Source organism: Pseudomonas koreensis (genome assembly GCF_036668835.1).
Classification (GTDB): domain Bacteria; phylum Pseudomonadota; class Gammaproteobacteria; order Pseudomonadales; family Pseudomonadaceae; genus Aquipseudomonas; species Aquipseudomonas koreensis_I.
In genome coordinates this window covers 741,370-755,100 of the sequence record NZ_JAZEVW010000003.1, presented here as the reverse complement: position 1 = coordinate 755,100, position 13,731 = coordinate 741,370, and the positions used below count along the sequence as shown (strand labels likewise).

Below are 13,731 nucleotides of genomic sequence, written 5' to 3'. Positions count from 1 at the left end.
TATCGGGCAGCACACCACTCTGGTTTACTGCCCGATACTTGCCTAGACTGATTCCCCATCAGCTACGCCCCGCGTTCCGCTTCGTTTAAGGCCCCTTGCATGTCCGATTCCCGTTACCAGGTCGATGTCAGTGTCGTTACCCGCTATCTGGCAGACCAATCGCAACCCGAGCACGACCGCTTCGCCTTCGCCTATACCATCACCGTGCAGAACAATGGCGAGCAGCCCGCGCGCCTGATGTCGCGACATTGGGTGATCACCGATGGTGACGGACATGTCGAAGAAGTCCGCGGTGAAGGCGTTGTCGGCCTGCAGCCACTGATCGCCGCGGGTGAAAGCCACAAGTACACGAGCGGTACGGTGATGACCACCAAGGTCGGGACTATGCAGGGCACCTATGAAATGGTCGCCGATGACGGCAAACATTTCGACGCGATCATCAAGCCGTTCCGCCTCGCCGTGCCCGGAGCCCTGCACTGATGACGACGTATGCCGTCGGCGACCTGCAAGGCTGCCTCGAACCGCTCAAATGCCTGCTCAAGCAAGTGGCGTTCGATCCGGTGCTGGATCGACTCTGGCTGGTGGGTGATCTGGTCAACCGTGGCCCACAATCGCTGCAAACCCTGCGTTTTCTGTACAGCATGCGCGAGTCGCTGGTTTGCGTACTCGGTAACCACGATCTGCATCTGCTCGCCGCCGCAAAAAACATCGAACGCCTGAAAAAATCCGACACGCTGCGAGAAATCATCGAAGCGCCAGACTGCGCCGTACTGCTTGAATGGGTGCGTCAGCAAAAGCTAATGCACTACGACGAGCAACGCGATGTCGCCATGGTCCACGCCGGCATTCCACCGCAATGGTCACTGCGCCGCGCCTTGAAGTGCGCCGCTGAAGTCGAGACGGCGTTACGCGATGACAATATGCTGCCGGCCTTTCTCGATGGCATGTACGGCAACGATCCAGCGAAATGGGACAGCGACCTCAAAGGTGTCGAGCGCTTGCGCGTCATCACCAACTATTTCACGCGCATGCGCTTCTGCACCGCCGAAGGCAAGCTCGACCTCAAAAGCAAGGAAGGTCTCGACGCTGCTCCGCCCGGCTATAAACCGTGGTTCCAGCACAAGGAACGCAAGACTCGCGGCCTGCGCATCATTTTCGGTCACTGGGCGGCGCTGGAAGGCAATATCCACGAGCCGGGTATCTCGGCGCTGGACACCGGCTGTGTCTGGGGTGGCAGCCTGACCCTGATGAACGTCGACAGCGGTGAACGCCTGTCGTGCAAATGCGATGAACGTGGAGGACTCGCACCTTCAGTCGCGCCATCCATTCCCGAAACTTCTCCAGTCGGCGCACCGCGTTAGACTGCGTTATCAGTTGAGCAACAGGAACACAGCCATGACCGAATTCAAACGAATCCCCCCGGAGCAGGCCCAGGCACTGCGTGAAAAAGGCGCCGTCGTGGTCGATGTCCGCGACCCTGCGACTTATGCCGCTTCGCACATCGCCGGCTCAAAGCATCTGGACAACCATTCTCTGCACGCTTTCATTCAGGGCGCCGATCTCGATGCACCGACCGTCGTAGTCTGCTATCACGGCAATTCCAGCCAGGGCGCAGCCGCCTATCTGGTGGGCCAGGGCTTCTCCGACGTCTACAGCATGGACGGTGGCTTTGAGCTGTGGCGTACGACTTATCCTTCGGAAACTGCGCAAGGCAGCGAGGAATAATTTTTTTGTCACGCGCAGCCCCCGGCTTCCGCGGGCCTGCGCGAGGCAGACAAACGGTCTGCCACAACTAATTACGTATCTCGCCTTTACCTCTCGAATTCCCAACTATCCTTAAGCGCAGGCCATCCAAAACAGGGGAGAGCCGGTACACCGGCGCACGGGTCATCGGGAGTAGCTTCCGCAGTTGTCCACTGCGGGAGAGTTCTGGGGGGTAAACAACGGCTGCCACTGTGGCTGTTGCCAGCATCGACTGAGTGATCCGGCGTCGGCTCCACGTATCGAGCGAGGTGACGTCATGAGTATCTTTAGCCACTTCCAACAACGCTTCGAATCCACACGCCAGGAAGAATTCTCCCTGCAGGAGTACCTGGAACTGTGCAAAAAGGATCGTAGCGCCTATGTATCCGCCGCCGAGCGCCTGCTGCTGGCGATTGGCGAACCGGAACTGCTCGACACTTCGACCAACTCGAGGCTGTCGCGCATCTTCTCCAACAAGGTGATCCGCCGCTATCCGGCCTTTGAAGACTTCCACGGGATGGAAGAATGCATCGACCAGATCGTTTCGTATTTCCGCCACGCCGCTCAGGGCCTGGAAGAGAAGAAACAGATCCTTTATCTGCTTGGTCCCGTTGGTGGCGGTAAATCGTCCCTGGCCGAGAAGCTGAAACAGCTGATTGAGAAAGTGCCCTTCTACGCGATCAAGGGCTCACCGGTATTCGAATCGCCTCTGGGTCTGTTCAACGCCACCGAAGATGGCGCGATTCTCGAAGAAGACTTCGGTATTCCGCGGCGCTACCTCAATACCATCATGTCGCCATGGGCGACCAAGCGCCTGGCTGAATTCGGCGGCGACATCAGCCAGTTCCGCGTGGTCAAACTGTACCCGTCGATTCTCAATCAGATCGCGGTGGCCAAGACCGAACCTGGCGATGAGAACAACCAGGACATTTCCGCACTGGTCGGTAAAGTCGACATCCGCAAACTCGAGGAATACCCACAGAACGACGCCGACGCCTACAGCTATTCCGGTGCACTGTGCCGGGCCAACCAGGGCCTGATGGAATTCGTCGAAATGTTCAAGGCACCGATCAAGGTGCTGCACCCACTCCTGACAGCGACTCAGGAAGGCAACTACAACAGTACCGAAGGTCTCGGCGCGATTCCGTTCACCGGGATTCTGCTCGCGCACTCCAACGAATCGGAGTGGCATACCTTCCGCAACAACAAGAACAACGAAGCCTTCATCGACCGGATCTACATCGTCAAAGTACCGTACTGCCTGCGCGTCAGTGACGAAGTGAAGATCTACGACAAACTGCTGTTCAACAGTTCACTGGCCAAGGCGCACTGCGCGCCGGACACGTTGAAGATGCTGGCGCAGTTCACTGTGCTTTCGCGTCTCAAGGAGCCGGACAACTCCAATATCTATTCGAAAATGCGCGTCTATGACGGTGAAAACCTCAAGGACACCGATCCGAAGGCCAAGTCGATTCAGGAATATCGCGACTCGGCGGGTGTTGACGAGGGCATGAACGGCCTGTCGACCCGCTTCGCCTTCAAGATACTGTCGAAAGTGTTCAACTTCGACCCGCATGAAATCGCCGCCAACCCGGTCCACCTGCTTTATGTACTGGAACAGCAGATCGAACAGGAACAGTTCCAGGCGGAGACCCGCGAGCGCTATCTGCGCTATCTGAAGGAATACCTCGCGCCGCGCTACATCGAGTTCATCGGCAAGGAAATCCAGACCGCTTACCTCGAGTCTTACAGCGAATACGGTCAGAACATCTTCGACCGCTACGTGCTCTACGCGGACTTCTGGATTCAGGATCAGGAATACCGCGACCCCGAAACCGGCGAGATCCTCAACCGCGTCGCGCTCAACGAAGAACTGGAGAAAATCGAAAAACCGGCCGGTATCAGCAATCCGAAGGATTTCCGCAACGAGATCGTCAACTTCGTCTTGCGCGCCCGGGCCAACAACAACGGCAAGAACCCAACCTGGCTCAGCTACGAAAAACTGCGGGTGGTCATCGAGAAGAAAATGTTTTCCAACACCGAAGATCTGCTGCCGGTTATCAGCTTCAACGCCAAGGCCAGCAAAGAGGACCAGCAAAAACACAACGACTTCGTTACACGCATGGTTGAACGTGGCTACACCGATAAACAGGTACGACTGCTGTCCGAATGGTACCTGCGGGTCCGCAAGTCGCAGTGAGGCAGCTGCAAGCTACAGGCCACAAGCTGCAAGAAGAGCGCGTAACCCCCGAATAAGGGCCATTCGCTTGTACTTGCAGCTTGCAGCTCAAAACTTGAAGCTCCCCGGAGGGGCCTATGAGCTATGTGATCGACCGACGCCTCAATGGCAAGAACAAGAGCACGGTGAACCGTCAGCGTTTCCTGCGGCGTTACCGTGACCACATCAAGAAGGCCGTCGAAGAGGCGGTCAGCCGGCGCTCCATCACCGATATGGAACACGGCGAACAGATCAGCATTCCCGGTCGCGACATCGACGAACCGGTGCTTCACCATGGTCGCGGCGGCAAGCAGACTGTGGTTCATCCCGGCAACAAGGAATTCACCGCAGGCGAACACATCGCCCGTCCGCCGGGCGGCGGTGGCGGACGCGGCCCGGGCAAGGCCGGCAACTCCGGCGAGGGCATGGACGAGTTCGTCTTCCAGATCACCCAGGAAGAGTTCCTCGAGTTCATGTTCGAAGACCTCGAACTGCCGAACCTGATCAAGCGCAACCTCAGTGGCACCGACACCTTCAAAACCGTGCGCGCCGGGATCAGCAACGAAGGCAACCCGTCACGGATCAACATCATCCGCACCCTGCGTTCGGCACATGCACGGCGTATCGCCCTGTCCGGCAGCAGTCGGGCGAAGTTGCGCGAGGTCAAGGCAGAGCTGGAGCGTCTGCGGCGCGAAGAACCGGACAACTTCGGCGATATTCAGGAACTGGAGGCGGAAATCGAAAAACTCAGCGCGCGCATCCATCGCGTGCCATTCCTTGATACCTTCGATTTGAAATACAACCTGCTGATCAAACAGCCGAACCCCAGTTCGAAAGCCGTGATGTTCTGCCTGATGGACGTTTCCGGTTCGATGACCCAAGCGACCAAGGACATCGCCAAGCGCTTCTTCATCCTCTTGTACCTGTTCCTCAAGCGCAATTACGACAAGATCGATGTGGTGTTCATCCGCCATCACACCAGTGCGCGGGAAGTCGACGAGGAGGAGTTTTTCTATTCGCGGGAAACCGGCGGCACCATCGTTTCGAGTGCCTTGAAACTGATGCAGGAGATCATGGCCGAGCGTTATCCGAGCAACGAATGGAATATTTACGCGGCCCAGGCATCCGACGGCGACAACTGGAACGATGACTCGCCGATCTGCCGCGATATTCTGATCAACCAGATCATGCCGTTTGTGCAGTACTACACTTATGTGGAGATTACCCCGCGCGAACATCAGGCCTTGTGGTACGAATACGAACGCATCGCCGAAGCCTTTTCTGACACGTTTGCCCAGCAGCAACTGGTCTCGGCCGGAGATATCTATCCGGTCTTCCGTGAACTCTTCCAGCGCAGGTTAGTGACATGACCGCCAAAGAGCAGAAGCGCCAACCCATTTCCACCGGCTCGGAATGGACGTTCGAGCTGATCCAGACCTACGACCGCGAAATCGCTCGTATTGCGGCCCGCTATGCACTGGATACGTATCCCAACCAGATCGAAGTGATTACCGCCGAACAAATGATGGACGCCTATGCATCGGTGGGCATGCCGCTGGGTTACCACCACTGGTCTTACGGCAAGCACTTCCTCAGCACCGAGAAATCCTACAGCCGCGGGCAAATGGGCCTGGCCTACGAGATTGTGATCAACTCCGATCCATGCATTGCCTATCTGATGGAAGAGAACACCATCTGCATGCAGGCACTGGTAGTGGCGCACGCTTGTTATGGTCACAACAGTTTCTTCAAGGGCAACTATCTGTTCCGCACCTGGACCGATGCCAGTTCGATCATTGACTACCTGGTGTTCGCCAAGCAGTACATCATGCAATGCGAGGAGCGGCACGGCATCGATGCAGTGGAAGACCTGCTCGACTCCTGCCATGCACTGATGAACTACGGTGTCGACCGATACAAGCGTCCCTATCCGATCTCTGCCGAAGAAGAGCGGCGCCGGCAGAAGGATCGCGAAGAGCATATGCAGAAACAGATCAACGATCTGTGGCGCACCATTCCCAAAGGTGCGGACAAGTACAGCGACAAGGACAACGCACGCTTTCCGGCCGAGCCGCAAGAAAACATCCTCTACTTCATCGAAAAGCATGCGCCGCTGCTGGAGCCGTGGCAGCGCGAGATCGTGCGGATCGTGCGCAAGATTGCCCAGTATTTTTATCCACAGCGCCAGACCCAGGTGATGAACGAAGGCTGGGCAACGTTCTGGCATTACACGTTGATGAACGACCTGTACGACGAAGGGCTGGTCACCGACGGTTTCATGATGGAATTCCTCACTTCACACACCAGCGTTGTGTTCCAGCCGGGTTTTGACAGCCCCTATTACAGCGGCATCAACCCGTACGCACTGGGCTTTGCCATGTATCGCGACATTCGGCGCATGTGTGAAGAGCCTACCGAGGAGGATCGCCGCTGGTTTCCGGAAATCGCCGGTACCGATTGGCTGTCGACCATCAAGTTCGCCATGAGCAGCTTCAAGGATGAGAGCTTCATCCTGCAGTACCTGTCGCCGAAAGTGATTCGCGACCTGAAACTGTTCAGCATTCTCGACGATGACCAGAAAGACGACCTGCTGGTGCCTGCCATTCACGACGAAGGCGGCTATCGGATCATCCGTGAGACTCTGGCGGCACAATACAACCTCGGTAATCGTGAACCGAACGTGCAGATCTATAGCATTGATCGACGCGGCGACCGTTCGCTGACCCTGCGCCATCAACAGCACGATCGCAAACCGTTGGGCGATTCAACTGACGAGGTACTCAAACACCTTCATCGACTCTGGGGCTTCGACATTCACCTGGAAACCCTGCAGGGCGACCAGATCATGAAAACCCACCACGTTCCGCCTCGCAGTGAACACAGCGAAGGGGATTACGGTCGACTCGATCTGGCCGTGATACATCTTTGAGCCGGTTTTGGCCTCCGAAAGTCTGGCGCAAGGGTTATCCTGTCGGGCTAACGGAGGTTTTTTATGCAGGTTTACAAGGTTGGCGGCGCGGTACGTGATCGCCTGTTGGGGTTGCCGGTCACCGATATCGACCGGGTCGTCGTCGGCGCAACGACCGAAGAAATGCTCGCTCAGGGCTTCCGCCCGGTTGGCGCGGATTTTCCGGTGTTTTTACACCCGCGAACCGGCGAGGAATATGCCCTCGCCCGTACGGAGCGCAAGAGTGGTCGCGGTTATGGCGGCTTCACGTTTTACGCCAGCCCCGAAGTTACCCTCGAAGAAGACCTGGTCCGCCGGGACCTGACCATCAACGCCATGGCCGAAGACGATCAGCAGAATCTGACCGATCCGTACCATGGCCAGCGCGATCTTGAAGCGCGAATCCTGCGCCACGTTTCCCCGGCATTCGCCGAAGATCCTTTGCGTGTGCTGCGCGTCGCCCGCTTCGCCGCGCGTTATGCAGGCCTGGGCTTTACGGTTGCACCAGAAACTCTGCAGTTGATGCGCCAGCTCAGCGAATCCGGTGAACTGCAGGCATTGACCGCTGAGCGCAGCTGGAAGGAAATTTCCCGAGCCTTGATGGAAAATCAGCCGCAGGTGTTCATTCAGGTGCTGCGTGACTGCGGAGCGCTGAAAGTGCTGATGCCGGAAGTCGACGCGCTGTTCGGCGTGCCGCAACCAGAAACACACCACCCGGAAATCGACACCGGGCTGCACACCCTAAGCGTGCTGCAACAGGCGGCGCTGCATAAACAGCCAATGACTGTGCGCTGGGCCTGCCTGTTGCACGATCTCGGCAAAGGGCTGACGCCACACGAAGATTGGCCACGGCACATTGCCCACGAGCACACCGGATTGAAGCTGATCAAGGCGGTCAACGAGCGCTTCAAGGCACCGAAGGATTGCCAGGAATTGGCATTATTGGTCGGCCAGTACCACACCCATGGCCACCGGGCGCTGGAATTGAAGGCTTCGACACTGCTGGAATTGCTGCAAAGCTTCGATGTATACCGTCGCCCGCAGCGTTTTGAAGAGTTTATTGCTGCCTGCGAAATGGACGCCCGTGGACGCAAAGGCCTGGAGCAGCGGAGTTATCCACAGGCGGATTACTTGCGTGGTGCTGCAACCACAGCGCGTGGTGTGGCGGTGCAGCCGTTGCTGGAAAAGGGATTCAAGGGACCGGCGCTGGGCGAAGCACTGAAGCGCGAACGGCTTTCAGCATTGAAGGCTTACAAAGACGCGGCGTCTGCTTAAAGCTTCGTCGGATCGCCGCCCGGACCCGGCTCCCTCCTACAGGGGAACGCATCCCAAATGTAGGAGTGAGCCTGCTCGCGATCGCGCCCTTGAACTCAGTGTAAATCCGGAGGCGTAAGCTGCTGCCCTCGCCACTCGAATGCCACCGGCGCCAACACCTGATCAATCTGCGCCTCGGCCCACAGCGTCGCGAAGCTTTTTCCCACACCCGGATGCACCCGATCCGGAGCAATCAGCGACAGCGGCCACAGCACAAACGCATTTTTCAGAATTTCTGCCCGCGGCAGCACCAAACCATCGAAATTGCCGGCCAGATCGCCGTACAACAGCACGTCGATATCCAGCGGCAAGCCTTTGCGATCAGGGGCGTAGCGGCCATTGTCCGCCTCGATGAATTTCAGTCGCCGATCCAGCTCCATCAGCGGGAGATCGGTTTGCGCTGACACCACGAAATTGAAAAAAGGACCGCTCTTGATACCCACCGGCTGACTTTCGAACACCGCCGAACAGCGGACATCCACCAGAAACGTCGCCAAAGCATCGAGCCCGGCGCGCAAATGAGTTTCTCGGTCGATATTGCTACCGAGCCCGAGGTAGACCTGAGTCAGCGACATCCGCGCTCGATCTCCACACCCACGCCGCCCCTGGCCGCCGGCACCGCGCCGGGCTTGGTGAGTTTCAGACGAACCCAAGTGATGTTGAATTCGTTCATGAGCACTTCGACCAGACGCTCGGCGAAGGTCTCGACCAACTGAAACTGCGCCTGCTCGGCAAAGGCCTGAATGCGCGTGGAAACGCTGGCGTAGTCAAGCGCCAGGGTCAGGTCGTCACCGGCGGCGGCCGGGCGATTGTCCCAGGCGAAGCTCAGATCAAGTCGCAGGCACTGGCGGATGCCTCGCTCCCAGTCATAGGCACCGATGACGGTGTCGACTTCCAGGCCCTCGATAAACACTCTGTCCAAGCACTTCTCTCCGCTGCACGACAAGGGCGCAATGCGCCGTTAGAATCAGGGCGTCCTCGCCCGGAATAGTTAGCATGTTTTGGTTACTGGCGATTCTCGCCTACCTGCTCGGCTCGCTGTCCTTCGCCATTTTGCTCAGCCGCCTGACCGGAAATCCGGACCCGCGAATGAGTGGCTCGGGCAATGCCGGCGCCACCAACATGCTGCGCCTGGCCGGTCGCAAACTGGCGATCCTGACCCTGCTGGGTGATCTGTGCAAAGGCCTGCTGCCGGTACTGATCGCAGCGGCTGCGGGCCTGTCGGTGCAGGATCAGGCGTGGATCGGCGTGTGCGCCGTAATCGGTCACCTGTTCCCGCTGTATTTCCGTTTCCGTGGCGGCAAAGGCGTCGCTACCGCTGCCGGCATGCTGCTGGGCCTGTATCCGCCCGCCGCGTTGCTGGCCGTTTGCGCCTGGTTGCTGACCTTCTATCTGACCCGTACCAGCTCGTTGGCGGCGCTGATTGCCACGCCACTGACCCTGCCGCTGCTGGCCTGGCAGGAACCGGCGGCACTGCTGCCGATGAGCGCGCTGACGCTGCTGATCGTCTGGCGCCACCGCGGCAATCTACGCGACCTGTTTGCCGGGCGCGAACGGCATTTTTGAATACCGCTGCCGAGCGCCCATTACAACGGCGACAACTGCTCCATCGGCCAGCGCGCCTGCACGCTGATCGCCAAGGATTCCTGCTGACCGGCCTTCAGGCGCTGACAGCCGGCAAAGGCGATCATTGCACCATTGTCGGTGCAGAACTCGGGACGGGCATAAAACACCTCGCCTTGCATGTCGCCGAGCATTTTCTCCAGGGAGACCCGCAAAGCCTTGTTGGCACTGACACCGCCCGCGATCACCAGACGCTTCATGGCCGCCTGTTTCAGCGCGCGCTTGCACTTGATGGTCAAAGTCTCCACCACGGCCTGCTGGAACGCCAGCGCAATGTCGCTGCGGGCTTGCTCGCCGTCGTCCCCGGCGCTGACGCACTGTTGCCAGGCGTTGAGAGCAGAGGTTTTCAGACCACTGAAACTGAATTGCAGACCCGGGCGATCACACATCGGACGCGGGAAAGTGAAACGTCCTGCAATGCCCTTCTCTGCCAGCTTGGCGATTTCCGGACCGCCGGGATAATTAAGGCCCATCATTTTCGCGGTCTTGTCGAACGCTTCGCCGGCGGCATCGTCGAGTGTCTCGCCGAGCAGGCTGTATTGGCCGATGCCATCGACCTGAACCAACTGCGTATGCCCGCCGGACACCAACAAAGCGACGAACGGGAATTGCGGCGGTTTCGGCTCCAGCATCGGCGCCAGCAGATGGCCTTCCATGTGGTGCACACCGAGCGCCGGAATGCCCCAGGCAAATGCCAGCGCCTGGGCACAGGAAGCACCGACCAGAAGCGCGCCAACCAGGCCGGGACCTGCGGTATAGGCGATCGCATCGATCTCGGTGGGTACGCAGTCGGCCTCGGCCAACACCTGACGGATCAAGGGCAGCATGCGTTTGACGTGGTCACGCGAGGCCAGTTCGGGCACTACTCCGCCGTAAGCGCGGTGCAGGTCGATCTGGCTGAACAGCGCGTCGGCCAGCAGACCGCGTTCACTGTCATATAATGCGACGCCGGTTTCGTCGCAGGAGGTTTCTAATCCCAGTACTAGCATGGGTTTGCGCCTTGTTTAGGCTGAATTCGAAGGCGCGCATAATAGTCGCCGCGTGATGCCCCGACCAGCGGTTTTCGATCAGAGGCTTTGCATTCCGAGCGATGAGGGGTTAACATCCGCAACCCTTAAAAACCGACGTCTTCAAGTGCTCTTTTGCCGCGAGGATGTTGACCCCGGTAATGAATGAAGGTAGCTCTGGATGCCAGCCGTCAAAGTAAAAGAGAACGAACCCTTCGACGTAGCTCTGCGTCGTTTCAAGCGCTCCTGCGAAAAAGCCGGTGTACTGGCTGAAGTTCGTAGCCGCGAATTTTACGAGAAGCCAACTTCTGAGCGTAAGCGCAAGGCAGCAGCTGCTGTCAAGCGTCACGCCAAGAAAGTTCAGCGCGAACAGCGCCGCGCCGTTCGTCTGTACTAATACACAGACGTTCGTAGCAAGCTTCTTGCCTAAGCCCGGCTCACTGCCGGGCTAATGGCATTTGCGTAAAACGCTTGATGCTTCACCGTCGACGCCGCAGATGCGACCGAGACAAATCCGCTTCACCGCGTCAGGCCTGGCTTTTTTTGCCAGCGGTGCACGTCTTTTCTGACGAGCCTTTCAAGGCTACTGACGAGCACACCCACTGATTCCTCTTACGACGATCAGCCCAAGGCACCTCATGTGTGCCCGCTTTATTGAGCTATCCGAGGCCTTTTACCGGCCGTCAGCGGACTCAGCGCAACACTTTCAAATAGTCGAAGACTGATAGGTACTAACGTCAGTGGATTTTCGGCAGATACACTTCCCGACAGCGATCATGCAGACGACACCGGTCGAGCCGCACATTTTGTGTGCTTCCAACAAAGACCCGCGTCCGACAGCCTGTCGCAACGGACTTTTTACAGCGCAGACGACGAGAACGCCATGGCCGGGCTGATACCCCAGAGCTTCATTGACGACCTGCTGAACCGCACCGACATCGTCGACGTGGTCAGCTCGCGCGTGCAACTGAAGAAGGCCGGCAAGAACTACACCGCCTGTTGCCCGTTCCACAAAGAGAAAACCCCGTCTTTCAGCGTCAGCCCTGACAAGCAGTTCTACTATTGCTTCGGCTGCGGCGCCGGCGGCAATGCTCTCGGCTTTCTGATGGATCACGACAACCTGGACTTCCCCCAGGCCGTCGAAGATCTGGCCAAAGCCGCCGGCATGGAAATCCCCCGCGAAGAAAGCGGTCGCGAGCGCAAACCCCGGCAACCGACCGATTCGCCGTTGTATCCACTGCTGACCGCTGCCGCCGATTTTTATCGGCAGGCGCTCAAGAGCCATCCCGCGCGTAAAGCCGCGGTTGATTACCTCAAGGGACGCGGACTGACCGGCGAGATCGCCAGGGACTTCGGCCTCGGCTTTGCGCCGCCGGGCTGGGACAACCTGTTCAAGCATTTGAGCAGCGATACCCTGCAACAGAAGGCCATGATCGACGCCGGCCTGCTGATCGAGAATGCCGAAACCGGCAAACGCTATGACCGCTTCCGCGATCGCGTGATGTTCCCGATCCGCGACACCCGTGGCCGGATCATCGCGTTCGGCGGCCGCGTGCTGGGTGACGACAAGCCCAAGTACCTGAATTCACCGGAGACTCCGGTGTTCCATAAGGGCCAGGAACTCTATGGTCTTTATGAAGCTCGCAAGAATAATCGCAACCTCGACGAAATCATCGTCGTCGAGGGTTACATGGACGTCATCGCCCTCGCCCAGCAAGGCTTGCGCAATGCCGTCGCCACGCTGGGTACCGCCACCAGCGAAGAACATTTGAAGCGGCTTTTTCGCGTCGTGCCGAACGTGCTGTTCTGCTTCGACGGTGATCAGGCTGGTCGCAACGCCGCATGGCGAGCACTCGAAGCTACCCTGCCCTGCCTGCAGGACGGGCGGCGTGCGCGGTTCCTGTTTCTGCCCGAAGGGGAAGACCCGGACACCCTGGTCCGCGCCGAGGGCACCGATGCTTTCAAAGCGCGGATCAATCAGCATGCGCAGCCGCTCGCCGACTACTTCTTCCAGCAACTGACCGAAGAAGCCGACCCGCGCTCGCTCGAAGGCAAGGCGCACATGGCTACACTCGCCGCGCCGCTGATCGATAAGGTACCGGGCGCCAACCTGCGAATTCTGATGCGTCAGCGCCTGAGCGAAATCACCGGCCTGAGCAGCGAAACCGTCAGCCAGCTCGCGCAGAGCGCGCCACAAGAGGCGCCGCCGGCTTACGATCCCGGTATCGATTACGACGCCATGCCGGACTACGGCGACTACCATCAGGCGCAGGACATGTATGTGCCGCAGCAGGAATGGACGTCAAAAAAACCCGGCGCCGGCGGCAAGAAGTGGGACAAGAAGCCTTGGGACAAGAACGGCAAGCGTGGCGGCGATCGCGATCAGCAACGCCCGCGCACGCCGATCGGTGTCGAGTCGCCGACCCTGACCGCCCTGCGCACACTGCTTCATCACCCGCAATTGGCCAGGCGCGTCGAAGATGCCGGTCATATTGCCGACGAAAATCAGACCAATGCCCAGTTACTTGTGGCACTGCTTGAAGCCGTACAGAAGAATCCCCAGCTAAACTCATTTCAGTTGATCGCGCGATGGCACGGCACTGAACAGGGACGCTTGCTCAAGGCACTGGCGGAAAAGGAATGGCTGATTGACGGAGAAAACCTTGAACAACAGTTTTTCGACACCATTACTAGCTTGTCAGCCCGCCAACGCGAGCGAAATCTCGAACAGTTACTCAGGAAAGCGCGGCAAAGCGAACTGAGCGTCGAAGAGAAAAATCAACTGCGCGACCTTTTAAGTCGCAATGTTTGCGCATCAAACCCGACCTCAACTGGCGCGTGAGGTCATAGCTCAGGTATAATCCTCGGCTTGTTTTTTG

13 protein-coding genes are annotated in these 13,731 nt (G+C 58.5%); 10 read left to right on the top strand and 3 right to left on the bottom strand.

Translation table 11 applies throughout. From position 1 onward, the window contains the following. Positions 1-99 precede the first annotated feature (99 nt). The 7 genes from apaG (at position 100) to V6F91_RS12600 (ending at position 8,183) form a co-directional block, all read left to right on the top strand. Positions 100-480, top strand: a complete 381-nt coding sequence (gene apaG / locus V6F91_RS12630) for a Co2+/Mg2+ efflux protein ApaG (RefSeq protein WP_332764821.1) — start codon at positions 100-102, stop codon at positions 478-480. After that, entirely contained in the window at positions 480-1,361 is an 882-nt protein-coding gene (locus tag V6F91_RS12625) for a symmetrical bis(5'-nucleosyl)-tetraphosphatase (protein WP_332764819.1), read from the top strand. Before apaG ends, V6F91_RS12625 begins: the two co-directional genes overlap by 1 nt. Before the next feature lie 34 nt (positions 1,362-1,395). Continuing rightward, the gene (gene glpE, locus V6F91_RS12620; protein ID WP_332764817.1) at positions 1,396-1,725 is read left to right on the top strand and encodes a thiosulfate sulfurtransferase GlpE; all 330 of its coding nucleotides are present in this window, start codon (positions 1,396-1,398) and stop codon (positions 1,723-1,725) included. A 295-nt stretch (positions 1,726-2,020) separates the two neighbouring features. Further along, on the top strand, positions 2,021-3,943 hold the full coding sequence (locus tag V6F91_RS12615) for a PrkA family serine protein kinase (RefSeq protein WP_332764815.1): 1,923 nt from the start codon (positions 2,021-2,023) through the stop codon (positions 3,941-3,943). 116 nt (positions 3,944-4,059) lie between these two features. Further along, positions 4,060-5,331, top strand: coding sequence for a YeaH/YhbH family protein (locus V6F91_RS12610; protein ID WP_332764813.1), 1,272 nt, complete (start codon positions 4,060-4,062; stop codon positions 5,329-5,331). After that, entirely contained in the window at positions 5,328-6,890 is a 1,563-nt protein-coding gene (locus tag V6F91_RS12605; RefSeq protein WP_332764811.1) for a SpoVR family protein, read from the top strand. The genes V6F91_RS12610 and V6F91_RS12605 overlap by 4 nt, the downstream gene beginning before the upstream one ends. Positions 6,891-6,953: 63 nt before the next feature. Then, positions 6,954-8,183, top strand: a complete 1,230-nt coding sequence (locus V6F91_RS12600; protein WP_332764809.1) for a multifunctional CCA addition/repair protein — start codon at positions 6,954-6,956, stop codon at positions 8,181-8,183. Between the two features lie 95 nt (positions 8,184-8,278). On the opposite strand, the gene folK is transcribed toward V6F91_RS12600, so the two are convergent. Beyond that, on the bottom strand, positions 8,279-8,797 hold the full coding sequence (folK, locus tag V6F91_RS12595) for a 2-amino-4-hydroxy-6-hydroxymethyldihydropteridine diphosphokinase (RefSeq protein WP_332764807.1): 519 nt from the start codon (positions 8,795-8,797) through the stop codon (positions 8,279-8,281). Beyond that, entirely contained in the window at positions 8,788-9,144 is a 357-nt protein-coding gene (gene folB, locus V6F91_RS12590; protein WP_332764805.1) for a dihydroneopterin aldolase, read from the bottom strand. Before folB ends, folK begins: the two co-directional genes overlap by 10 nt. Before the next feature lie 74 nt (positions 9,145-9,218). Between folB and plsY the strand changes: the two genes are divergently transcribed. Next, positions 9,219-9,788, top strand: a complete 570-nt coding sequence (gene plsY / locus V6F91_RS12585; protein ID WP_332764803.1) for a glycerol-3-phosphate 1-O-acyltransferase PlsY — start codon at positions 9,219-9,221, stop codon at positions 9,786-9,788. Positions 9,789-9,808: 20 nt separating this feature from the next. On the opposite strand, the gene tsaD is transcribed toward plsY, so the two are convergent. Then, a complete protein-coding gene (tsaD, locus tag V6F91_RS12580; protein ID WP_332764801.1) occupies positions 9,809-10,834 on the bottom strand; it encodes a tRNA (adenosine(37)-N6)-threonylcarbamoyltransferase complex transferase subunit TsaD in 1,026 nt (341 codons plus the stop codon). 199 nt (positions 10,835-11,033) lie between these two features. Between tsaD and rpsU the strand changes: the two genes are divergently transcribed. Further along, positions 11,034-11,249 (top strand): 30S ribosomal protein S21, encoded by a 216-nt coding sequence (rpsU, locus tag V6F91_RS12575; protein WP_002551877.1) that lies wholly within the window; start codon positions 11,034-11,036, stop codon positions 11,247-11,249. A gap of 486 nt (positions 11,250-11,735) precedes the next feature. Further along, positions 11,736-13,694 carry a DNA primase gene (gene dnaG, locus V6F91_RS12570; protein WP_332764799.1) on the top strand — a complete coding sequence of 653 codons (1,959 nt, stop codon included), beginning with the start codon at positions 11,736-11,738 and terminating at the stop codon, positions 13,692-13,694. Positions 13,695-13,731: the final 37 nt, after the last annotated feature.

Bases quoted from the DNA above. Each gene is read 5' to 3' on its own strand.
- apaG (WP_332764821.1), top strand. From the start codon at position 100: ATGTCCGATTCCCGTTACCAGGTCGATGTCAGTGTCGTTACCCGCTAT.
- V6F91_RS12625 (WP_332764819.1), top strand. From the start codon at position 480: ATGACGACGTATGCCGTCGGCGACCTGCAAGGCTGCCTCGAACCGCTC.
- glpE (WP_332764817.1), top strand. From the start codon at position 1,396: ATGACCGAATTCAAACGAATCCCCCCGGAGCAGGCCCAGGCACTGCGT.
- V6F91_RS12615 (WP_332764815.1), top strand. From the start codon at position 2,021: ATGAGTATCTTTAGCCACTTCCAACAACGCTTCGAATCCACACGCCAG.
- V6F91_RS12610 (WP_332764813.1), top strand. From the start codon at position 4,060: ATGAGCTATGTGATCGACCGACGCCTCAATGGCAAGAACAAGAGCACG.
- V6F91_RS12605 (WP_332764811.1), top strand. From the start codon at position 5,328: ATGACCGCCAAAGAGCAGAAGCGCCAACCCATTTCCACCGGCTCGGAA.
- V6F91_RS12600 (WP_332764809.1), top strand. From the start codon at position 6,954: ATGCAGGTTTACAAGGTTGGCGGCGCGGTACGTGATCGCCTGTTGGGG.
- folK (WP_332764807.1), bottom strand. From the start codon at position 8,797: ATGTCGCTGACTCAGGTCTACCTCGGGCTCGGTAGCAATATCGACCGA.
- plsY (WP_332764803.1), top strand. From the start codon at position 9,219: ATGTTTTGGTTACTGGCGATTCTCGCCTACCTGCTCGGCTCGCTGTCC.
- tsaD (WP_332764801.1), bottom strand. From the start codon at position 10,834: ATGCTAGTACTGGGATTAGAAACCTCCTGCGACGAAACCGGCGTCGCA.
- rpsU (WP_002551877.1), top strand. From the start codon at position 11,034: ATGCCAGCCGTCAAAGTAAAAGAGAACGAACCCTTCGACGTAGCTCTG.
- dnaG (WP_332764799.1), top strand. From the start codon at position 11,736: ATGGCCGGGCTGATACCCCAGAGCTTCATTGACGACCTGCTGAACCGC.